We start from the raw sequence: 18,808 nt of genomic DNA, 5'->3' as shown, positions 1-18,808 counted from the left end.
GCCTGCGCTACACCACCTCGATCGCGGCCATCAGACCGGTTTCCATATGGTCGATGACATGGCAGTGGAACATCCAGACGCCGGGATTATCCGCCACCAGGGCGATTCGCGCCGTTTCGTTCTTGCCCAGCAGGTAGGTATCGGTGAACCAGGGATCGATCTTCCGGCGATTGGAGGCGAGAACCTTGAAGGCCATGCCGTGCAGATGGATCGGATGCTGATACTGGCTGAGGTTACGCAACTCGAAGATATAGTGGCCGTCCCGCTTGAGGGTCGCGATCGGCCGTTCGGCGCAGCTCTTGTCGTTGATGTCCCAGGCCTGGCCATTGATCTGCCAGAACGTGTAGGCGCCGCCCTGCTCGACGTCGGTCGACAGGTTGCCGGCCCATTCGAAATTGAAGCGCAGCGTCTCGGCGCGCTGCAGGTCCGGTTCGGCCACCGGATTGGCCGGCAGCGGCGGCGGCCAATCGCCTGCCGCCTCGCCGCTCGCCACCGAGCGCAGGGTCGCCAGGCGCAGCGGCCCGTTGCGCAGCGACAGCTCCGTGCCGGCCGCCGGCACCCGCAGCGCCAGTTCGATGCGCATACCCGGGCCCAGCCAGTACTCCTTGCCCAGCGGACGTGGCGCGACCGGATGGCCGTCCAGGGCATAGATGCGCGCCTCGCCATCCGGCAGGTTCAGCCGGTAGGTCAGCGTGTTGTCGAGGTTCAGCACGCGCAGGCGCACGATCTGCCCGGCCGGCAGATCCAGCGTCGGCCCGTGCTCGCCGTTCACCGTCGACAGCACGCCGGGCGTGCCACCACGCGCCGCCTCGCGGGGCACGCTGAATTCGGTGAAGGCACCCTGCTTGTCGACGTGCCAGCTCTTCAGGCTCAGCGTACGCTCATGGCGGAAACCACTCGGCTCGCGTTCCTCGACGATCAACGGACCGACCAGCCCGCGCCCCAGCTGCTCGCCACTGGCGGTGTGCGGGTGATACCAGAAGCTTCCGGCATCGTGCAGCAGGAAGCGGTAATCGAAGAATTCGCCGGGCAGTACCGGCAACTGCGACACATAGGGCACACCATCCATTTCCAGTGGCAGGCGGATGCCGTGCCAGTGGATGGTGGTCGGCTGCGGCAGGCGGTTGATGAAGCGCACCCGCAGCCAGTCGCCCTGGCGGCCGCGCAGTTCCAGGCCCGGTGCCTGGCCACCATAGGCCCAGGCGGGCGTCGAATGGCCAGGCACCAGCTCGACATCGAGCGGCGCGGCGATCAATTCATAGTCGTGCGTGGTGACATCGGCGGGACGCCCGAGCCAGTAGCGTACGCCCCCAACGCCTGCGCCGGCGACGCCCAGCCCGACCAGGCCAGTGAGTATCTGTCTGCGGGTAAACGGCATGATCCCCGGAAATCCCTTGCGATGAAGACGACATAGTTTCTCATTAACGCTTGGGATTGTGCGACCGTCGCCGCTCCGGAGGCTGTGTCCGATGGCCGCAACGAGACGTGCCACGCAGGAAGCGCCCGCTCAGGCGCGCGCCCAGAACAGCAACAGCAAGCCGGCGGCGATCAGCAGCGCACCGCTGCAGCGGCGCCAGCCCTCGCCCAGGGGCAGCAGCTTTTCCGCCAGCACCAGCAGGCTGAGCAGCGCCATGCCCCACAGACTCATGGCTCCCACCACCAACAGCACGAGCATCAACGCCCAGCAGCAGCCCAGGCAGTAAAGGCCATGCCGCAGGCCGGTCAGCCAGGCGCCGGCCAGCCCCGGACGGGCATGATGCTGCAGGAAGCCTAGCGGGCTCTGGCAATGCCGCAGGCAGGCGGCCTTGGCCCGACTCAGCTGGTACAGGCCGGCCACCAGCAGGACCAGGCCACCCAGCGCCGGCGGCAGGCGCAGGCGCATCGGATCGAGCACACCGGCATGCTCGCCGAGCGCCTGCAAGCCGCTCAGCAACAGGGCAAAGCCGGACCACACCAGCACGTAGGCGGCACAGAACAGCCAGAGCCGGGCGGTCCGCTGCCGGTCTCTCAGTACGCAGCGACGATAGAGCAGGATCATCGGCAGAGCCGCCGGCAACATCATCGCCTGCATCATCGTCAGCCACATGCCCAGGACGAACAGCCCCTGCGGGGAAAACCAGTCGGTAGGCGGCATCTGCATATCGCCCATGGCCGCCATGAGCGACGCCTCGCGCGCCGACCAATACCAGGCCAGCGCGCAGAGCGCGAGTATGCCGCTGCCGGCGGCCGCCGCGCCCCAATCGATGCGGCTAGGCGCGAATGATGCCATTGGGTCCCATATGCAGGTCGTAGAGCATGGCATTGCTGCCGGCATACTCCAGGGCGATGGCACCCGAGGTCTTGAACTCGGCGCTGGCGCAATCGGCCTCGCCGAATTCGAAGCCCTCCGGCAGCACCATCCGCGCCCGATGCGGCGAGCCGTCCACTGGATTGAGGATGGGCTCGACCTTGCCCTCGATCAGGCCGGGTACGCGGATGCTGGCGGTCAGCGAGTCCCGATCGCTCAGTACCTCGACCGGGACGAACAGTGGCTCGTGCATGGTCGACAGCGTGCTGGCGAAGATCGCGAAGAGCGCCGTCGGCTCCTGTTCCTGGCCGCTGAGGATGGTCAGCAGCGCCTGGCGCTGAGGCTCACTGGCACGCTCGTCGATGAATGCCTGGCATTGCCCGTTCCCTTCGTGGATCGCCCCCGGCCAGGCGAAGGTACAGGCCACGTGCAGATCGTCGAGCGAGGTCTCGCCGAAATGCCCCTCGACGATGTGGAAGCCGACCGCCGCCTCGCACTTGCCATCCGTCGGAGGTGCGTTGAACTGACAGGGGCAGCCATAGTTGCAGTTGCACAGATCCACGCCGGGGCCGTGCAGACGCCAATCGGTATAGGTGGCCATGATCGTCTCCTCGCCGAGCGGAACGCTCTTCTAACAGCTTATGATGCGCAGCGGCGGACATTAGACGGAATCGGCATCTGGCCACCCGGGCTGAGCCATGAGCCGAATAACCTCGGGCGGTCTATGGCCAAAGGCCGGGCATGAAAGCGACGCCATCTCGATTCGGCGAACTACCGCGTTGCAACAGCCCCGCCGTTCGATCGGCCCGAGCATCCCGCTGCGGCCGCCCAGAACGGCAAGGCGGCCACGGTGAAGGCCATTCGAGGAGAATTCCCGGACGCAGCGGGCGGCGGATGGAGCAGCACCCGGGCGACGGAGAGTGGGAAGCCCCGGCACGGGTACCTGATGCAGGACGTGGCGGCAGCGCTCACCACGTCAAGGTGAAGGTAAGACGGCTAGATGAAGGTTTGCCGTGAGATGCCACGGGGAAGGCGATTGCGCCCCGGCAGTTGCTCAAGACGTTTCTGCCATTCGGCGCGAGGTGTCAGGACGGCCGCCGGCTTCGCAACCGCGGCACTCGCTTTCGCAGCTTTTGCGGCAGCTCTGAGCTCGGCAAGGCTGGGTGTCTTGCGCACCGGCTCATTGGCCCCTTTCTCAATGACGCGAAGGCAGAGCTTGCACGAAACCTGCGTTTGTTCCCGAGAGCTGTTCAGCCTGGATCCGGTTCGCCCACATGCGACATGCTCATTGGACGCGGAGTAATGAATCACCAACGTATTGTCTCCTGGATTTTGGGGCGCGGGATTCTACACCCTCTGTATCCATATGCGACCCCGGCAGTAGCTTGCCGATGCCGGGATGCCGCATACGAGAAGCCGTCCCAGGGTTCAGGCAGAGCCGGCAGAGGCGCGAGACCACGGCATTGGCCTGGCCCTCATGGGCCCGCTACAGCGGCGGTTACGGCATCGATGGCAGCGAGGTAGGCTGGTCAATGACCATATCCGGCGTAGCCGCCGCAATCGCATCGCGGACCGCCTGGCGGTCGAAGGCATCGACGATGGCCGCAGAGGTGCCAAGCTCGCGCAGGCGATCGACGCCCGGCCCGGCCCGCATCATCCCGATGACCCCGATGACCCCGATGACCCCGATGACCCAGGATGCACAGCGCGCGCACCAGGGGAAGGCCCACCGCACCGGTGGCCCCCGCAACAAAGACTCTCATGAGAGGAACGCCTTCGTAGTGCGAGCGCCGCGGTGCGCTTCACTCAGCTCTTGATTGCCGCCTGGGGCGTATTGCGGAAGCTGATCGCCATGCGGTTGAAGGCGTTCATCAGGCTGATCGCGATCGTGAGGTCGACCAGCTCTTTCTCACCGAAAAACTCACGCGCAGCCTGATAGGCGTCGTCCGGCACTCCGGTCTGGGCCACACGCGTCACCGTCTCGGCCCAGGCCAGCGCGGCGCGCTCAGTGTCGCTGAAGAGCTTGCCGCCTTCCGCCCAGGCCTGAACCAGGGCGAGTTTTTCGATCGACACCCCCTTCTTCACCAGGTCCCGGGTATGCATATCGAGGCAGTAGGCGCAGTTGTTGATCTGCGAGACGCGCAGATAGACAAGCTCCACCAGCTCGGCGGGCAGGCCGCTCTGCATGACATAACCATAGACCCCGCCGAGGGCCTTGGCACCGTTCGGCGCAATCTGGTTGTAGTCCAGTCGTTTGCTCATGTTGCTCTTCCCTCGAAGGTCATTTAGTGGGAGTGGTCAGCGGGTTGTCGCCGGTGTCGAGGACGAAGACCGCGAGCAGCTTCGCCGGCTCGGTCTTGCTCGCGTTGCGGCTGATCGAATGGCGCGCGTTCGGCGGTTCGGCAAAGCTCTCGCCGGCCTGATAGATACGCGTCTCGCCATCGTTCACCTTCGACTCGATCGCGCCCGAGATCACGTAGGCGTAGATGAAGGCCGATTTCGCGTGAGTATGGGCCGGGGAAGCCGCGCCGGGCGCATAATCGACTTCCACGGCGATCAACGACTTGCCGGGAAGATTGGGAATGGGCTGCTCGAAGTTCTGGGTGACGCTTTCGGCCTGGGCTTCGTGAGCCAAGACCGACGACGCACTGGCAACTGCGAGGGCCGCGCAGGTAGCGGTAACGATGGATCGCATCTTCATGGACTTTCTCCTTCTGCCACACGCAAGATAGCGCCGCACAGGACCAGAAAAAAGAACCAAAAACGCTGAAAAATACTGTACTACGACAGCATGACGAAGCCCCTGAACCTGAACCTTGACCGCTCCGCCAAGACGCCGCTCACCGAGCAAATCCGGCGCGGCATTGCGACCGCGATCGAAAGCGGCGTGCTGGAACCGGGCGCCCGCCTGCCCTCTTGGCAAGACCTCGCCGCCCAGCTCGGCGTCGCCCGGGGCACCGTGCAGGCAGCCTATGAGAAGCTGGATGCGGGCCAGCTGATCGTCGCGTCCCGCGCGAGTGGAACCCGCGTCGCCCCGCGTCCTCGCGCGGTGGTGAAGAGCGAACCGCGGCCGGATCCCGGGTCCTTCATGGAGATCTACCAGGAGATGACCCAGGGGCCGGCCCTCTTCCAGATGGGCGTCCCGGCAACGGAGACCTTTCCGGCCACGCTCTTCGCACGCATCCGCGCCAATGCGGTGCGCGCCGAAGCGAGCGCGGCGCCCCGCTATCCGGACCCGCGTGGCGAGCTCGAACTCAGGCGCGAGATCGCAGGCTACCTCGCCATCGCCCGCGGCATCGACTGCTCGCCGTCGCAGATCATCGTCACCGGTGGCTATGCCGCGGGACTGGGACTGGCGCTCCGGGTGCTGGGTCTCGAAGGCGAGCAAGCCTGGATGGAAGAGCCGGGCTTCCCGTTCACCCGCAAGGGGCTCGAACTGGCTCGCTTGTCTCTCTCGCCGATCCCTGTCGATGCTGACGGTATCGACATCGACCATGGCCTGCGCCACGCCCCCGACGCCAGGCTGGTGGTGGTGACGCCCGGGCAGCAGGCGCCGCTCGGAACGACCTTGTCACTCGAACGGCGCCTGCGCCTGCTCGACTGGGCCGCCGCGAGCGGGGCCTGGGTCATCGAGGACGACTATCTGAGCGAGCTGCAACTGGCCGGGCGGGCCGCGCCGGCGCTGGCATCGCTCGATCGCGCCGGGCGGGTCATCCACATCGGCTCGTTCAGCAAGACGATCAGCCCGACACTCCGCCTTGGGTTTATCGTTGCGCCAGTCGAGCTCATGGCCCGCTTTGCCGAGGTTGCAGCCTGTCTCGCCCCGCCGCCGGGCCCCTCCACGCAACTCGCGACTGCGGAATTCATGCGCGAAGGCCATTATCTGCGCCACCTGCGCCGTTTGAAGCGCGCCTATGCCGCCAAACGGGAAGATCTGCTGGCGGAGCTGCGGCCCCATTTCGACACCGATGGCCTCACGGCGACGGGCCTGGCCGTCCTGCTGCGGTTGCCCGATGGCACGTCGGATCTCAGCATTGCGCGTGAGATGCTGGCTTTCGGCATGCTTCCGGTCCCGCTCTCGGCTTGGTATGCCTCTACGCAGAGCAGCCGGTCCGGACTCTTGTTGGGCGTTGCGACATCACCGACCAAGGAACTCGCGAAAGCCTGCGATCGCTTGGTCGATATCGTCCGGCGTCTCGGCTTCAACCCGCGCCCATGAAAAAACCGGCCTAAGCCGGTTTCTTCATGCAGCGTTGCGGGATCACTCCCACTCAATTATCAACGAGAAGGCCGTAAACCGCATAAATGCTGGGCCTCCAGCTCAAGCCCCTTGAGAACAGGCGTCATATTTACCGTCCATCGGGAAATGTGCTCGGCCCTGTCGCTTGAGAGGGCGACGTTTGCAATGGTCGCAGACACGCAACACCTTGGCCAGCGCTCGTAGACTGCGTGACCGTAAGCGGCTCGGGGGCGCGGTACTGCAGAATGGCAGAGGCAACCGACACGGTAAGCGCCAGGATGGCCAGCCAGACGGTCCAGATGTGGCGCGCCCGCTGCTCATTCTGCCGTGCCAGCTCGGCAGCCAAGTATGGGATGTTAACGACGTGCTTGTCCGTCCCGACCTTAAGCTCGAACAACGATGCAGCAACCAACGTCGAGTTGTTCGGGTCACGCACGCGCAGCCGGTGCGCCAGGTCGTAGTAAAGCCGACCGAACAGCATGTCGGCGTTCATACCCAAGGAAGACGCGACAGCGCGGACGTCGATAGGGATCATGGGTCTCCCGTCGCCTGCGTTGACCTTGGTTATGAAGTCCTCTTTGTACAGATCGTGGACCGCTTCGAGCACTTCGCGGTCGGTGTGAACGTGGCCTGTCATGCCCCAGCGCACACGGCGCTGCGCCCATTTGATCGCCCGCCATCCTTTCATGCCGCCCCCGGCTCCGTTGCGAAGCCGGGAGTTATAGCGCAATGGCGGTGCAATTACCTACGCCCCAGGGCGCCGAGTGGATCGTAGCCTCGGCGCTTGTCGCCGCGCGGCGTGCTCGCATACGGGTTGTACTCGCGGCGCTGGTCGTTCCGCTCCAGATGCTCCTGCCCCGGCACGGTCAGCGCCACCGGCACAGCGAAGGTGACGGCCAGGGCGTCCGCCGAGTCGGGCGAGGCCAAGCCGCGCGCCTTCATCGACTCCTTCTTCTCCAGCAGGATCGCGTCGGCGGCGTTGTAGCCGTATTCCACCGCGCACAGGTCCGTCGCCAGTCCCTCGTCGCGCGGGATCGCACCACCGGCCAGCCATTCGCGCATCAGGCCCCAAATCTCCGCGCGCCGGTTGGCCCAGCGGCGCGGGTCCAGCGCCCTCGATCCGAACTGCACCTCGTTCACGTCGAAGCCGACCGACCGCAGCCGGTCAATCACTCCGCCGCCCACGCCGCCGCCGTCCACGTTGATGATGACGCTATGTCCAGCACCGCGCAGAAAGTTCGCGTGCTCAGCCACTCGCGCGGCCAGGGTCATCGTGTCCACACCCTGCAGGCGGATCGGAGGAATGTCCCGCGCGTTCCTCCCCTGCCGGGTCCAGATGACCGAGGCGTCGCCGCCGAAGCGGGCCGGGTCAACGCCGAGAATGACGGGCTGGAAACGCTCGATCTCGACCTCCCGCACCTGGGCGTCGTTGACCAGCTCGCGCCCGATGAACTGCAGGCTGCTGGCGCTCGGGAACTGGCCGAGCACGCGGACCTTCACGAAGTCGGAGCCGATGCCGTAGTCGTCGATCCACTCCTGAATCTGGTTCTTGTTGGTGATCTGGCAACTGCGGCTGTCGATCTGCCGGCTGTGCCAGCGGTGCCGCTGGCCGTTGAACGCCTCGAAGAAGCGCCCGCTGTTCCGGGTCGGGTTGCCGAAGGCATAGACGTGCGGCTCGCCGTCGGTCAAACCGCCCTCCAGAACCTCCCAAATCGCAGCCGGGATAGCGGACGCCTCGTCGAGCACGTAGAAGGCCGTCGAGTCGGCGGCGTGCAGGCCGGCGAAGCTCTCGCTGTTCTCCTCCCGGCACGTCTGCGCATCGCAGCGCCAGGACTCAGCGAAGCCCTTGGCCGTCATCCGCATGGACCCCTTGCCGGTCGTCACGTCGAACCATGCGCAGAACACGCTGCGCTTCGTCCACTTGCCGATCTCCGCCCAGGTCTTCGATTCGAGCTGCGGGGCGGTGTTGGCAGTGACCACGCCGCGCGCGTTCGGACGGGTGGACATGATCCAGTTGACCAGCCAGGCGGTAATCGCAGACTTGCCGATACCGTGGCCGGAGCTGATGGCCTCGCGGATCGCGTCCACCGCGTTGCGCCCATCGAAGCCGCGAGCGCGCACCGAGTCGCCCAAGTGCTCCAGCAGCTCGCACGCCCACGCATCCGGCCCGTGCTCGCTGTCGTAGATCAGCCTCCACCGTTCGGGCAGCTCAACGACGGCCAGCGAGCGGTCGCGCGTCCAGTCATAGGCGAACAGCACAAACTCTAGCGGTTTGTCGTACAGGTAGCCTGCCATTGCCGGCAGTGCCGTGGCAGGGTCGATTGCCGGCGTCTGCTCCCCACGTGGGCGCCCTGGCAGCACGTAGCCAATGCGCAGCCAGCCGCGCGCAATGCGCCCGGTGGCGTTGTCGCCCTCGGCCAGTTCCTGCAGCTCGTCGCGGGTGTGCGTCGGCGCAGGGCCAACGGTACGGGCGTGCAGGATCTGCTGGCGCAGGTCGCCCGTGCCCGCCGATGCCTTCGCCGCCTCCAGGGTCGCCAGCCGGCGCTCGAATGCTTGCACGCTCATACCAGGCCCTCCGCGTCGTAGCGGTCGCCCAGCAGTGCCGCCACACCGGGGCGGGGCTTGCCTTCCTCGATGGCGCGCAAGCGCCGCTCGTGCTCGTCCAGCACCACGGCCTTTCCGTAGGTGTCCAGCATCCGCAGCAGCTTGTCGCCGGCCTCGGCGCTGATCTGCCCCCCAGCCACTGCGGCCAGGATGGCTGTCGCCTTCGCCTGCAGGGTCGGCGCATCGGCCAGCCCCGGCACGACTACCTTCTCGGCCTCGGGCCGTGGCGCTGGTGCCAGTCGCTCCAGGCACAGGCGCAGCGACTGCGGGTCGCCGGCCTTGGCCAGTTCGACGGCCTTCGCAATGATCTCGGCCTTGTGCGGCTCGATCAGCGCACGCACCTGCTCGGCAGCGCTGGGGCCTTGCCCCTTCGGCCTGCCGGGGCTGCGGGGCGCGTGCCCTGGGATAAATAGCCCGCCCTCGGCGCGCTGTACTTCACTGGTCAATGTGCTGCTCCTCATGCTGCTGCACCGGCACGCGACGCATGATCGTGCGCTGGGCCGGCACGTTGCGGCGGTCGCCGACGGCCCAATGCCGCGCGGTCCACTCGCTCACGCCCAAGGCCTCGCCGATGGCTCGATAGGTCAAGCCCTGGGCGCGCATCTCGCGCGCTCGGGCCGGTAGGGTGTCGTCGTGTTTCGCGTTGGGATGGCTGGCGCCGACGGGGTGCCCCGTCGCGTTGCAGGCAAGCGCAACAAGCCGGGTCGGAACGTAGCCGGTGCCGTTATTTCCTCGGCGCACGGGGCGCTCTCCAGCGCATTGGCGTCTGCGCGCGTATCTCGTACCGGCAAATCTTCGCTATCAGCGACTTGCTCACCGGAAACCAGTCCAAGAGCCGGTCGTAGGACGCGCCGTGCTCCTCGTGCAGTTCGCGGATCGAGTCCACGTCTCGGTTGCTCAGCTTCGCGTTGCAGTGATCCTCACCAATGCGCAGATTCAGCTCGTTCACCGCCACCATGCGCTTTGCCATTCGCTCACCTCACGCTGCGGCCTGTAGTGCCTGCTCCCGCTCGATGTACTCGTGCAGGATCGCCACCAGATAAGGGTTGTGATGCACTTGGAGCGCGAGCGCGTCGGCGCCCCAATGCTGCCGGCGCAGCCAGTCGATAACGACCGGCTGCTGTTGCTCGAAACGCTCGGCCAGGGTCATGCCTGCACCCCCTTCATCCGTCGCATGTCCAGCAGGTCGCCGAGGCACGCGGCCCGCTGCGATGCCGCGAAGGCGTCGAGCAGGGCCACGCGCACCTCTCGGCGCACGTGCACGTCGTGCGCGTCGAGGATGCCGGCCTTGATGGCCAGCCCCTCGCACTGCTCGACCAGCGCAATGGTCTTGTCGGTGGTCATGCCAGCACCTCCTCGACGATGGCGAGCAGGGCCAGCGCGGCGGTAAGCAGCTCAAAGGTCAGCGGGATCATTTCAGTTTCCCCTTCTGGCGAAGGCTGCGCGCCTGCTTGGCGAACTTGAGGATGGTCTGCGGGTCGTCGCCCAGGCCGGTCTGCTCGATGATCTGCGCCACGCGCGGATCGCGCATCACCAGCTTGCGAGCGTCGGCGAGTGCGCGATCTGCATCCTTGCCGAACTCGCGCACCAGCAGCTTCGACGCCTCGGCGCGGGCCTGGCCGACGTCGAGCGGGTTGGCCTCGATCTGGCGGATGCGGTTGTTCAGCTCGCTCACGTCGTTGTTGCCGAAGCCCAGGTCGGCGGTCATCCGGCGCAGCTCGTGGGCGACGGCGACGCGCTGCTCCTGGGGCATGTCCGGCACGCTGTCGAATGCGTTCTCGGAAATGGCCGTGATCTGCTTTTCAGGCGGGTACATGCGAAGCGCGGGGTCTTCGGCCCGTGCCTGCTCGCGCATGGCTTGTATATCTGCCGGCACCTCGACCAGCGGCGCAGCCGGGGCGGTCTTGGCCTCGGACTTCGCCTCCGCCATGCTCGGAAACATGTTGGCGAACGGGTCGTCGTTGTCGTCGCGCTCGGCCTTCACCGGTTGGTTCAGCAAGCCCAGCTCCTCGCGCACCTGGGTTTCGGTTGCCGAGTGCTCGGATTCCCATTTCTCGTACATGGCTCAGTTCTCCTCGCCGCTGGCGTCGGTGTCGGTCTCGGTGCCGGCGTCGGCTTCCGGTGCAGGGCAAAGCAGGGTCGGCTCGGCGTCGTGCAACGGCGCAGCGCCGGCCAGGATCATCAGGTCGTAAAGGTCGGTCATGGTCAGGCTCCGTAGGACTCGCCCAGCACCAGGGCGGCGGTGATGGTGTAGGTCGGGGCGTCGCCGCTCAGCGTGTAGCTCAGGCGGGCGAACTTGCGCATCGGGAGGCCTTCGAGCGGCAGGCCGAACACTCGGCGCGCTGCCGGCTTGTTCACCGTCACCACGTCGGCGAAGGTCACGCCGTCGGCGCTGTCCTGCAGAGTCACGGCCAGGCTCGGGGCGGTGTCGCCGACTTCGAGCACGGTGTCGGTTTCCTCGATGACGGTAACGTGCAGCGCGAGGCTTTCGCCTGCCGGTGCGGCTTGGGGCGCCTCGATGGTGTTGGTGCTGGTGCCGCTGGCAATGAGCTGCTGGCGGTCGGAGAAGGTCAGTCCGTGGTCAAGGATCATCGAGTCATACTCCGCGCAGTTGGGCGTCAAGGTGTGCCAGCAGCTTGTCCTGGCGATAGTTCAGGCATTCAGCAAGAGGTTTCGCCTCAGCGCGCTTGAACATCCCCAAGGGGTCCGGTCGGCCCTCTGCCAAGGCGTCGCCGACATGCGCTGCGACCAGGGCCACTCCGAGAGAGTGATCTATGCCCGCGCGCGCCAGCGAAGCGGTCTGGTGCAGCTTCTGCAGGCGGAAGCGGTCATCCTTGTCAGTGATCGACTTGGTGCAGTCGTGCGCGGCGCGGCTGATCTGCGCGGACAGGTCATTGAACTCGGCCAGTTGCTTGCCCAGCACTGCGATGGTTTTGTCGATTTGGCCCGCAACCGCTTCGCGCTTGACGCACAAGCCTTTGGCCCGCTCGCGGGCCTCGACTGCGAAACTAAGACGCGCCGCTTCGGCGTCCTGGGCGTCCTTCACGTGGGCGCCACTGATAGCCGCCTCGAACAGCGCCAGGCGCTTCTGCAGGGCCTCAATACGGGCGACCGATGCCTCGACGGCCTCGATCAGATCCGGGTCGGTGGGGTCCGCGACGAGCTGCAGGGCGCGCTGGGCGTGGTCGATCCTTTGCTTGTCCAGCTCGGCCAGCAGCTCGCGCTGCTGTTGTCTGATTTGTTGAACGTGTGCGGTCATGTCTATCGCTCTCTGCTGGGACTGGTTACTGGTTGTCGGGTTGCTGTACCGGGCGCGAGTTAAGCCAGGCCTCGACGTCCTTCTCGCGGAACGCGATCCGGCGCGGAGAAAGGATCAAAGGCGCCGCGAACTCGCCGCGCTGGACCAGCCGGCGCACCGTCGATTCGTGCAGTCCGACCGCTTCGGCGGCTTCGGAGAAGGTAAGGAGCTTGATGGTTGCCATTCGCTAGTTCCTGAGTGCTAGTAATCACCCGTACAGGCTAAAGGCTGCTCAAGGAGTCACGTGCACCGCTGGAGGCCGCGCCATTCGGGGCTTCCAGAAAAGCGCACCAAGAAATGCGCCAGGGCGGGTCAGTGAATTACCGGCGCGCCGGGGCGGCGGACTTGACGGTAAAGAATCCAGCCGGATCGCTGAATGTCGCGCCGCTGCTGGGCGCACCGAGTCCGGTTAATGATTGGTAAGCAATGATTCGGATAGGCAGCGATAGGAAATGAGCGATTGGCGGGAGCCGTTACGCTGGCGGCATCCTCACGCTACCGGCAGCCGCGTGCGGCGAAGCAATTGGTTATTTTTTGACCAACTGCGTTTTCCGCAGAAATGTGCAGACTGCCCGTTGCGAAGCGCTTCGCTTTCGCGCGGTGCTGGCGGCGCTCGAACCTGAGATTTTCTGCAATCCGCCCTGTTCCGGTGGTTGCGGTTACAGCGGTTACGCTGGTTACGCTGATTCCATAAAGCCCAGCTAAAAGAAAAAAGAGAATTTCTTTCCAGGCTCCGATATAAAACCAGCGTAACCGCTGTAACCACTGTAACCGCACGCCATCCGCACACAGCAAAAGGCCGCCATCCCTGGCGGCCCCGATGCCCTCTGCAAACTGCCGACGCCCTTACGCCTTGTCGGCCACCAGATCCAGTAGGTAGTCCCGCGCGCAGTGCATATCGAGGGGGTCCAACTCGACCTTGGCCAACTCCCCCCGGATTGCTGCCGGGTCCGCCTCGGCCTTCCACCGCCCTTTGTTCCGCACCGCCGACACGCGCACGGCCTTGCCGTTGACCTTCACCGGCTTGGGTAGCGCCTCGATGCCGAACTGCTCCAGGGTCCGGCGATGCGCGGACGAGACCGAGCCGTCCGACTGGCCCGTCAACACCTCGAACAGTTGCGCCGCAGTGATGACGTCGGCGGGCCAGTGGTCAATTAGCATCTGGCACGCCTCGGCCATCGGCGACTGGCTGGCTTTCGTCGCGGCTTTCTTCGCCTCGGTGTTCGCGGCGTGCGCGCCGGGGTTGAAGCGGCTCAGGTCACGACTGCCAAGGAACGCAGCCACGGCGGCGATGAACTGCGGCGACTTCAAAGCGGCGTACAGCTTGGCGTAGTAGTCCGCGCCCCTCGGTGCGGCTTCGGTCGCCACGACCTCGACGCGCCGGTCGCCACTCTCCAGCGGGATCGCCGACAGGTGATTCGAGAACATCAGCCAGCGGCAAGCGTTGAACTCAACGGACTGGCGCCCGAACTTCGGGTTGATGACGCGGGTTTCCTCAGTGATGGTGCTTTTCAGCTTCTCGCTGTGCTCCCACTGCGAATCCCGCCCGCCCTCGCGAATCTCGTCGACCACCGCCAGCACCTTGCGCGACAGGCGCCCGTTGAAACCGGTGCGCAGCATGCCGACCAGATCCAGGTTGACGGCCACGGCGCCGGCCCACACGCGAGCCAGTACCGACGACAGCCAGTTGCGGCCCATGCCGAAGTTCTTGGCGATGTGCAGCCATCCGGTGTGTGGTAGCTCGCCTGGGCGCTGCTCGATGTGGGCAAGCCAGTCGAGGAAGCGGTCAGCATCGGCGCCGAACAGGAAGTTGACGTGCTCGACGAACAGGTCCACGCCAGCCACCTGCAGGTCATCCACTGCCAGGCTACGGTCGAACGGGCGCCAAGTGTTGAGCGCCATGCGCCCCTCCGGGTCGGGCAGCACCAGCGCACCGCCAGCCTTGAACGTCCGGCACACGGCGGTCTTGCGCCGGGGTGATGCGCGCCACAACTCGCTCACCGCGACAATCTTGTCGGGCATTTTCTTGGTCTTGCCGTTGGCCAGTTCCTTGTCGGGCTGCGGGAAAGTCTCGACCGATGCGGCATGCGCTGCGGCCCAGTCGGCGAAGGCCAGGTCATAGTGCGGGTTGAACACGTCGGCCACGCGCGAGCCATCGGCCAGGAACACGAAGCGGTTGATCGCCGCCTCCAGCGTGACCAGCTCGGCCACGGGGATCTTGTGCTCGCCCTCGCCGATCTTCTCGTTCTCCCGCTTCTGGTACTCCCGCCGTTCGGCTTCCAGGGCGTCACGGCCACCCTCGAATCGGGCACGCTCGACAGCAGCCTCTGCGATGCGCTCGGCGCGCTCCGCATTGCGCTGGCGGATTGCCTCCTGCTCGGCCTTCTCCTCCTCGCTCGGCTCGGGCAGATCGTCGAAGTCGTCGCCCAGGTAGCCGATCGCATGCAGGAAGTCGCCGTCGGTGCGCCCCGCGCAGTGGTCGTGCTTGCAGACGAAATGCCCGCGCTCGAAGCTGCCCGTGCCTTTCAGGAAGTAGGTCGTTGAGGAAGGCCCCGTGTCGCTGGTGTGCTCAGCGTCGAAGGGGCAGCGGATGTGCAGTCCGGTACCGTCCGGGGTTTCGCCGCGCACCTCCCACTTCCCCAGCAGGTACTCGGCCAGGTCGTCGTGCTCGCCGGTACGCTCCAGCGGGTTGCGCCGCTTGCGTTGCGCACGCTCAGCAGCCGCCGCGAGGATCGCCGGCTCAATGTCCAGCTCTACCGAGTCGCTGCACAGGCCATGCACGAAGCCGCTGCGCACGGGCACCGGGTCGGAGACGCCGACTTGGAACACGGGGGCGCTGGTGTAGTGGACTTGGATTGAGTCGAATACCGACGTGTCAGCGGGAAGACCGACAGCCCCGGCCCACTCTTTCAGCTCGGCAGACGTGCGCGGCTCCGACAGCCAGAACCAAATATGTACCTTGAGCTTGCCGACATTCTTGCGCCAGCCAGCGCTGTTCGATAGCTGCCAGTGGTAGCTGGCGCAAAGGAACGGGTCGGGCAGGCTGCTCTGGATGAACTCCTCGACCGCCAGCGCCGGCTCGAGGATCGGATCGGCGGTGATCGGCTCGAAGTCGTCTACCTCGATCAGCACCGAGTGCAGCGGCTGGTCGTCGAAATGCGTTTTCCGTCGCAGCACCTTGCCGCGCCTGTAGTCCTCCGGCGCGGTGCGTTCCTTCGCCAGTTCGTCGCCTACGTAGCGCCCGCGTATGACGCACGCATGCTTGTCGCGCTCCAGGCGCTGCAGCAATTCAGACAGCCCGAAAATGTCGCCCACCTCGACCGGCTCCAGGCTGAACTGCTTTCCGTCGCCGTAGGCGCTGATCTCGCCGTCGGCCAGCCAGGTTTTCGCCAGGTGCAGGTTGGAATGACGAAGAACCGCAAGGGTGTCGGACGTGCTCGCAGCTGGGCGGTTGCTCATTTCTTGTACAGCCGCCATACTGTCGACGCTTGTTCTCTCACCAAGCTGCTCTGCTGTATCGACGCCCGACGTGCTGGTCACACGTTGGGCGTTTTCATTTCCGGCGCTCATTCCTCACCCCCTTGCACCAGAGCAACCTGCACGGCAGGGAACAGCAGGCGGCGGCTGGCGAGTTTGCGGGGGCGAACGCCGTGATATGAGCCGGTCCGGCAAATGCGCTCGCGGACGGTTTCGGGCTTGACGCGGTTCAGCGCGGCGAACTCCGCGCAGGTCAGGCGGTATTCTTCGATGCCGCTGGTGATGTGCTCGATTTCCATTGTGTGACCTCGGGTCCGAAGTCACTGCGCGCAGAAATGAAAAAGGCGCAGTGACTTCTCACTGCGCCATCTGCCGGATGCACCCGGTATTCGCTGCGCCGGCCAGCCTCCCGTCGGATGGCGATCACGGCGGCGCAACTGGTGGCGATCCGGGACTTGAGCCACCCGGCCGGCTTTCTGCTGGGGCCATTTAACCAACCGCCAAAAGCAACGTCAAACATCTAGCCGGTTGTACGGATCAACGAAAAGGCCCGCGCGATGGCGGGCCTTCAGGGTGGATCGGCTGGACTATTTGTTCTGCAGCTTGCCGGCGGATTCCAGGGCCTGTTGCAGCAGATCCTGGGCAGCCCACATCGCGTTAAGCACTTCGTATTGGGCCAGGGTGCCCTCGGCCGCCCGGCACGCGCTGAGGACGGCCTGCGCTTGAAGCAAGCGGGCTACGAGGGCGTCCATTGCTTGCAGGTTCATGCCCGCACCTCCAGGGCCACACGCCCACGGCTGGACTTGCGCAGCGCCACGTCCGGCGCCGGGGTGGACTTGGCCGGCGCAGCCATACGCTCGTCGAGCCAAGCGTCGACCTCTGCTTCGAACCAGACGGCGCAGCGCGGCGTCAGCATGAAGTGCTGGGGGAACTCGCCGCGCTTCTCCAGGTTGTAGATGGTGGTGGCCGAAAGGCCGGTTTTCGCCAGGACTTCCGGGCGGCGGATCGTTCGCTTGATTGGTTGCATCGTGTCGTTCTCCGGTGCGGATAGGAATGGAACGACACGGATAGTTAGGCACAGGGCGATACAAAGTCGTCCGTGTGATTTGTTGCGCGTTCTGCAGGGGGCAAGAAAAAGGCCCGTACGCGGCGGGCCTACTCCTTCGGTTGCTTCCTTCGCTTCTGGCGAATGTGCTCGATCTTTCGCTTGAGCTGGTGCGGCTTAGCCTTGCCGACGTCCACCACCAAGTCGGCGATCTCGGCCAGCTCCGAGGCTGTTGCGCCGTCGCCGGCAAACTCCACCCAATCGGCCAGCTCCCGGTTGGTGTCGATCCGGCCTTCGAGGCCCAGCGCCATGCGGGCCTTTTCCGCGCGCCGATTCGCCGGAAGGTCCGACGGCAGCACCTTAGCCACAACCTGCACGGCCACTTCACGCGCCCAGGCGAGCGTCGTCGCGTCGTCCGCCCTGCCCTCGGCGATGGCTTGCCACAGCTCGGCCGCAGCCGTGGCGTCGCCTCGCATGGCCTCGCGTAGCAGCTCGGCGGGCGAGCGCATCACAGATCCCCGTCGATACCGTCGGCGGCTTCCATCGCCGCGATTCGGGCCTCGCTGATGATCGTCTTCGCGCTCTCGCCGCGCACCCACGCGTCGACCATATCGGCCCAGGCTTGCAGCATGACGCGGCGCTGGCCGGCGAACTGCGCCTTGTTGTAGATCGCCCGCACAGACTTCTGCTCGTGCGCCAGGCACTTCTCGATCCAGTCGGAATTGAAGCCCGCCTCGTGCAGCAGCGTCGAGCCGGTGCGCCGCAGGTCGTGGACGGTAAACGGCGGCATCGGGTCGCCGTCCTTCTCCAGCTTCTTGAGGGTCAGGGTAATGACTCGGTTCAGCGTGGCGTCGCTGATCGGCTGGTCCGTCTCATACCGACCGGGCAGCACGTAGGGGCTGCTCCCTGCCCACGCCTTGAGCGCGACCAGAAGGTCGATCATCTGCCGGCTCAGGTAGATGCGGTGCGCCCTGCCGGCCTTCATCCGCGCCGCTGGGATGGTCCAAACCGCGCCGGCGAAGTCGACCTCGTTCCACTTCGCATGGATGATCTCGCCCTTGCGGCACATCGTCAGCAGGATCGCGCGCAGCGCCAGCTTGAACATGGGCATAGTGCCGCCCAAGCCATCCAGCGCCACCAAGAAGCGGCGGATCTCGTCCGGCGCCAGTGCACGCTCGCGCGGCTTGAAGGTGGCGATGCTGGACGACTTGACCGCCTCGGCGGGGTTCTCTAGGTCCAGGCCGCGCCCGCTGGCGTGACGGTAAATCTGCTGGATGATTTCGCGGGCGTGCACCGCCGTGGCCGGCGCCCCTCGCCCCTTGATCTTGTCGCACAGGGCGATGACGTGCGACGGCTTGATCTCGTCCATTCGGCGCTTGCCCAGCTCGGCCAGCACGTCCCGGTCGAGGATGCTCTTGCGCATAGCTGCGGTGCTCTCGGCCAGGTCGGCGTCGCGCAGCCAGATACCGGCATGCGCCTCGAACGTGTCGATATCGCTGGTGGCCTTCTTCCCCTCGGCCTTCTGCTGGGCTGGAGAAATACCGTCATGCACCAGCTTGCGCGCCAGGGTCAGCTCCTCGCGCGCCTCGGCGAGCGACATAGCGTCCGCCCCGTAGCGCCCAATGGTCAGCGTCTCGCGCCGTCCGGCGATCCGGTAGTCGTACCGGAAGGTCACGGTGCCCTTGGGCGACACGACCACGTAAAGCCCTTCGCGGTCCGCCACCTTGTAAGCCTTCTCCCGGCCCTTAAGGCTCTTGAGTTTCGTATCCGTCAGCACGTTCGCGCCCTCTACCGTCACCGTTTACCGTCACAGGGGGCTGGCGGTAAAAATCCGGTCGGTGAGGTGTCGGCAGAAAC

The 18,808-nt window shown here is 65.7% G+C and carries 26 protein-coding genes; 1 reads left to right on the top strand and 25 read right to left on the bottom strand.

The window, feature by feature from the left end:
- Window positions 1-7: 7 nt before the first annotated feature.
- From CXK94_RS08435 to CXK94_RS08405, 7 genes are all read right to left on the bottom strand, one after another.
- Complete coding sequence (locus tag CXK94_RS08435; protein WP_102893976.1) at window positions 8-1,378, bottom strand: multicopper oxidase family protein; 1,371 nt, start codon at window positions 1,376-1,378, stop codon at window positions 8-10.
- Between the two features lie 129 nt (window positions 1,379-1,507).
- Entirely contained in the window at window positions 1,508-2,269 is a 762-nt protein-coding gene (locus CXK94_RS08430) for a DUF2182 domain-containing protein (RefSeq protein WP_102893975.1), read from the bottom strand.
- Window positions 2,250-2,888, bottom strand: a complete 639-nt coding sequence (locus CXK94_RS08425; RefSeq protein ID WP_102893974.1) for a DUF1326 domain-containing protein — start codon at window positions 2,886-2,888, stop codon at window positions 2,250-2,252. The genes CXK94_RS08430 and CXK94_RS08425 overlap by 20 nt, the downstream gene beginning before the upstream one ends.
- Window positions 2,889-3,283: 395 nt before the next feature.
- Window positions 3,284-3,601 (bottom strand): hypothetical protein, encoded by a 318-nt coding sequence (locus CXK94_RS22620; protein ID WP_102893973.1) that lies wholly within the window; start codon window positions 3,599-3,601, stop codon window positions 3,284-3,286.
- A gap of 184 nt (window positions 3,602-3,785) precedes the next feature.
- Window positions 3,786-4,022 (bottom strand): hypothetical protein, encoded by a 237-nt coding sequence (locus CXK94_RS08415; RefSeq protein WP_102893972.1) that lies wholly within the window; start codon window positions 4,020-4,022, stop codon window positions 3,786-3,788.
- Window positions 4,023-4,093: 71 nt separating this feature from the next.
- Window positions 4,094-4,549 (bottom strand): carboxymuconolactone decarboxylase family protein, encoded by a 456-nt coding sequence (locus CXK94_RS08410; RefSeq protein ID WP_102893971.1) that lies wholly within the window; start codon window positions 4,547-4,549, stop codon window positions 4,094-4,096.
- Between the two features lie 19 nt (window positions 4,550-4,568).
- Window positions 4,569-4,988 (bottom strand): cupin domain-containing protein, encoded by a 420-nt coding sequence (locus tag CXK94_RS08405; RefSeq protein ID WP_102893970.1) that lies wholly within the window; start codon window positions 4,986-4,988, stop codon window positions 4,569-4,571.
- A 90-nt stretch (window positions 4,989-5,078) separates the two neighbouring features.
- On the opposite strand from CXK94_RS08405, the gene CXK94_RS08400 reads away from it, so the two are divergent.
- Window positions 5,079-6,506, top strand: a complete 1,428-nt coding sequence (locus tag CXK94_RS08400; protein ID WP_102893969.1) for a PLP-dependent aminotransferase family protein — start codon at window positions 5,079-5,081, stop codon at window positions 6,504-6,506.
- Between the two features lie 130 nt (window positions 6,507-6,636).
- On the opposite strand, the gene CXK94_RS08395 is transcribed toward CXK94_RS08400, so the two are convergent.
- From CXK94_RS08395 to CXK94_RS08325, 18 genes are all read right to left on the bottom strand, one after another.
- Window positions 6,637-7,215: a hypothetical protein gene (locus CXK94_RS08395; RefSeq protein WP_102893968.1), complete on the bottom strand. Its 579-nt coding sequence runs from the start codon at window positions 7,213-7,215 to the stop codon at window positions 6,637-6,639.
- 53 nt (window positions 7,216-7,268) lie between these two features.
- A complete protein-coding gene (locus CXK94_RS08390) occupies window positions 7,269-9,092 on the bottom strand; it encodes a terminase (RefSeq protein WP_180984402.1) in 1,824 nt (607 codons plus the stop codon).
- The gene (locus CXK94_RS08385; RefSeq protein WP_146032307.1) at window positions 9,089-9,577 is read right to left on the bottom strand and encodes a hypothetical protein; all 489 of its coding nucleotides are present in this window, start codon (window positions 9,575-9,577) and stop codon (window positions 9,089-9,091) included. Before CXK94_RS08385 ends, CXK94_RS08390 begins: the two co-directional genes overlap by 4 nt.
- Window positions 9,567-9,872: a hypothetical protein gene (locus tag CXK94_RS22255; protein ID WP_146032306.1), complete on the bottom strand. Its 306-nt coding sequence runs from the start codon at window positions 9,870-9,872 to the stop codon at window positions 9,567-9,569. The genes CXK94_RS08385 and CXK94_RS22255 overlap by 11 nt, the downstream gene beginning before the upstream one ends.
- Window positions 9,856-10,101, bottom strand: coding sequence for a hypothetical protein (locus tag CXK94_RS08380; RefSeq protein ID WP_102893966.1), 246 nt, complete (start codon window positions 10,099-10,101; stop codon window positions 9,856-9,858). The genes CXK94_RS22255 and CXK94_RS08380 overlap by 17 nt, the downstream gene beginning before the upstream one ends.
- Window positions 10,102-10,110: 9 nt before the next feature.
- Window positions 10,111-10,281 (bottom strand): hypothetical protein, encoded by a 171-nt coding sequence (locus CXK94_RS22400; protein ID WP_180984401.1) that lies wholly within the window; start codon window positions 10,279-10,281, stop codon window positions 10,111-10,113.
- Window positions 10,278-10,475, bottom strand: a complete 198-nt coding sequence (locus CXK94_RS08375; protein WP_102893965.1) for a hypothetical protein — start codon at window positions 10,473-10,475, stop codon at window positions 10,278-10,280. Before CXK94_RS08375 ends, CXK94_RS22400 begins: the two co-directional genes overlap by 4 nt.
- Before the next feature lie 67 nt (window positions 10,476-10,542).
- A complete protein-coding gene (locus tag CXK94_RS08370; protein ID WP_102893964.1) occupies window positions 10,543-11,193 on the bottom strand; it encodes a hypothetical protein in 651 nt (216 codons plus the stop codon).
- A gap of 3 nt (window positions 11,194-11,196) precedes the next feature.
- Window positions 11,197-11,334 (bottom strand): hypothetical protein, encoded by a 138-nt coding sequence (locus CXK94_RS22395; protein ID WP_180984400.1) that lies wholly within the window; start codon window positions 11,332-11,334, stop codon window positions 11,197-11,199.
- 2 nt (window positions 11,335-11,336) lie between these two features.
- Window positions 11,337-11,723 (bottom strand): hypothetical protein, encoded by a 387-nt coding sequence (locus CXK94_RS08365; protein WP_102893963.1) that lies wholly within the window; start codon window positions 11,721-11,723, stop codon window positions 11,337-11,339.
- Window positions 11,724-11,727: 4 nt separating this feature from the next.
- Window positions 11,728-12,390 (bottom strand): hypothetical protein, encoded by a 663-nt coding sequence (locus CXK94_RS08360; protein ID WP_102893962.1) that lies wholly within the window; start codon window positions 12,388-12,390, stop codon window positions 11,728-11,730.
- A gap of 25 nt (window positions 12,391-12,415) precedes the next feature.
- Complete coding sequence (locus CXK94_RS08355; RefSeq protein ID WP_102893961.1) at window positions 12,416-12,613, bottom strand: helix-turn-helix transcriptional regulator; 198 nt, start codon at window positions 12,611-12,613, stop codon at window positions 12,416-12,418.
- Window positions 12,614-13,275: 662 nt separating this feature from the next.
- Complete coding sequence (locus tag CXK94_RS08350) at window positions 13,276-15,999, bottom strand: primase-helicase family protein (RefSeq protein WP_146032305.1); 2,724 nt, start codon at window positions 15,997-15,999, stop codon at window positions 13,276-13,278.
- Window positions 15,996-16,205, bottom strand: a complete 210-nt coding sequence (locus CXK94_RS08345) for a hypothetical protein (protein ID WP_102893959.1) — start codon at window positions 16,203-16,205, stop codon at window positions 15,996-15,998. Before CXK94_RS08345 ends, CXK94_RS08350 begins: the two co-directional genes overlap by 4 nt.
- A gap of 288 nt (window positions 16,206-16,493) precedes the next feature.
- Window positions 16,494-16,673 carry a hypothetical protein gene (locus CXK94_RS08340; protein ID WP_102893958.1) on the bottom strand — a complete coding sequence of 60 codons (180 nt, stop codon included), beginning with the start codon at window positions 16,671-16,673 and terminating at the stop codon, window positions 16,494-16,496.
- A complete protein-coding gene (locus CXK94_RS08335) occupies window positions 16,670-16,933 on the bottom strand; it encodes a helix-turn-helix transcriptional regulator (RefSeq protein ID WP_102893957.1) in 264 nt (87 codons plus the stop codon). Before CXK94_RS08335 ends, CXK94_RS08340 begins: the two co-directional genes overlap by 4 nt.
- A gap of 128 nt (window positions 16,934-17,061) precedes the next feature.
- Complete coding sequence (locus CXK94_RS08330) at window positions 17,062-17,460, bottom strand: hypothetical protein (protein WP_102893956.1); 399 nt, start codon at window positions 17,458-17,460, stop codon at window positions 17,062-17,064.
- Entirely contained in the window at window positions 17,460-18,728 is a 1,269-nt protein-coding gene (locus tag CXK94_RS08325; protein WP_102893955.1) for a tyrosine-type recombinase/integrase, read from the bottom strand. The genes CXK94_RS08330 and CXK94_RS08325 overlap by 1 nt, the downstream gene beginning before the upstream one ends.
- Between the last annotated feature and the right edge of the window lie 80 nt (window positions 18,729-18,808).

The sequence above is a fragment of the Stutzerimonas stutzeri genome, assembly GCF_002890915.1.
Classification (GTDB): Bacteria; Pseudomonadota; Gammaproteobacteria; order Pseudomonadales; family Pseudomonadaceae; genus Stutzerimonas; species Stutzerimonas stutzeri_AF.
Note: the sequence above shows the minus strand (reverse complement) of the source record. Positions and strands in the feature narration are given on the sequence as shown.

Coding starts and splice junctions, on each gene's coding strand:
- CXK94_RS08435 (WP_102893976.1), bottom strand. CDS start 1,378: ATGCCGTTTACCCGCAGACAGATACTCACTGGCCTGGTCGGGCTGGGC.
- CXK94_RS08430 (WP_102893975.1), bottom strand. CDS start 2,269: ATGGCATCATTCGCGCCTAGCCGCATCGATTGGGGCGCGGCGGCCGCC.
- CXK94_RS08425 (WP_102893974.1), bottom strand. CDS start 2,888: ATGGCCACCTATACCGATTGGCGTCTGCACGGCCCCGGCGTGGATCTG.
- CXK94_RS08410 (WP_102893971.1), bottom strand. CDS start 4,549: ATGAGCAAACGACTGGACTACAACCAGATTGCGCCGAACGGTGCCAAG.
- CXK94_RS08405 (WP_102893970.1), bottom strand. CDS start 4,988: ATGAAGATGCGATCCATCGTTACCGCTACCTGCGCGGCCCTCGCAGTT.
- CXK94_RS08400 (WP_102893969.1), top strand. CDS start 5,079: ATGACGAAGCCCCTGAACCTGAACCTTGACCGCTCCGCCAAGACGCCG.
- CXK94_RS08395 (WP_102893968.1), bottom strand. CDS start 7,215: ATGAAAGGATGGCGGGCGATCAAATGGGCGCAGCGCCGTGTGCGCTGG.
- CXK94_RS08390 (WP_180984402.1), bottom strand. CDS start 9,092: ATGAGCGTGCAAGCATTCGAGCGCCGGCTGGCGACCCTGGAGGCGGCG.
- CXK94_RS08380 (WP_102893966.1), bottom strand. CDS start 10,101: ATGGCAAAGCGCATGGTGGCGGTGAACGAGCTGAATCTGCGCATTGGT.
- CXK94_RS22400 (WP_180984401.1), bottom strand. CDS start 10,281: ATGACCCTGGCCGAGCGTTTCGAGCAACAGCAGCCGGTCGTTATCGAC.
- CXK94_RS08375 (WP_102893965.1), bottom strand. CDS start 10,475: ATGACCACCGACAAGACCATTGCGCTGGTCGAGCAGTGCGAGGGGCTG.
- CXK94_RS08370 (WP_102893964.1), bottom strand. CDS start 11,193: ATGTACGAGAAATGGGAATCCGAGCACTCGGCAACCGAAACCCAGGTG.
- CXK94_RS22395 (WP_180984400.1), bottom strand. CDS start 11,334: ATGACCGACCTTTACGACCTGATGATCCTGGCCGGCGCTGCGCCGTTG.
- CXK94_RS08365 (WP_102893963.1), bottom strand. CDS start 11,723: ATGATCCTTGACCACGGACTGACCTTCTCCGACCGCCAGCAGCTCATT.
- CXK94_RS08360 (WP_102893962.1), bottom strand. CDS start 12,390: ATGACCGCACACGTTCAACAAATCAGACAACAGCAGCGCGAGCTGCTG.
- CXK94_RS08355 (WP_102893961.1), bottom strand. CDS start 12,613: ATGGCAACCATCAAGCTCCTTACCTTCTCCGAAGCCGCCGAAGCGGTC.
- CXK94_RS08350 (WP_146032305.1), bottom strand. CDS start 15,999: ATGAGCGCCGGAAATGAAAACGCCCAACGTGTGACCAGCACGTCGGGC.
- CXK94_RS08345 (WP_102893959.1), bottom strand. CDS start 16,205: ATGGAAATCGAGCACATCACCAGCGGCATCGAAGAATACCGCCTGACC.
- CXK94_RS08340 (WP_102893958.1), bottom strand. CDS start 16,673: ATGAACCTGCAAGCAATGGACGCCCTCGTAGCCCGCTTGCTTCAAGCG.
- CXK94_RS08335 (WP_102893957.1), bottom strand. CDS start 16,933: ATGCAACCAATCAAGCGAACGATCCGCCGCCCGGAAGTCCTGGCGAAA.
- CXK94_RS08330 (WP_102893956.1), bottom strand. CDS start 17,460: ATGCGCTCGCCCGCCGAGCTGCTACGCGAGGCCATGCGAGGCGACGCC.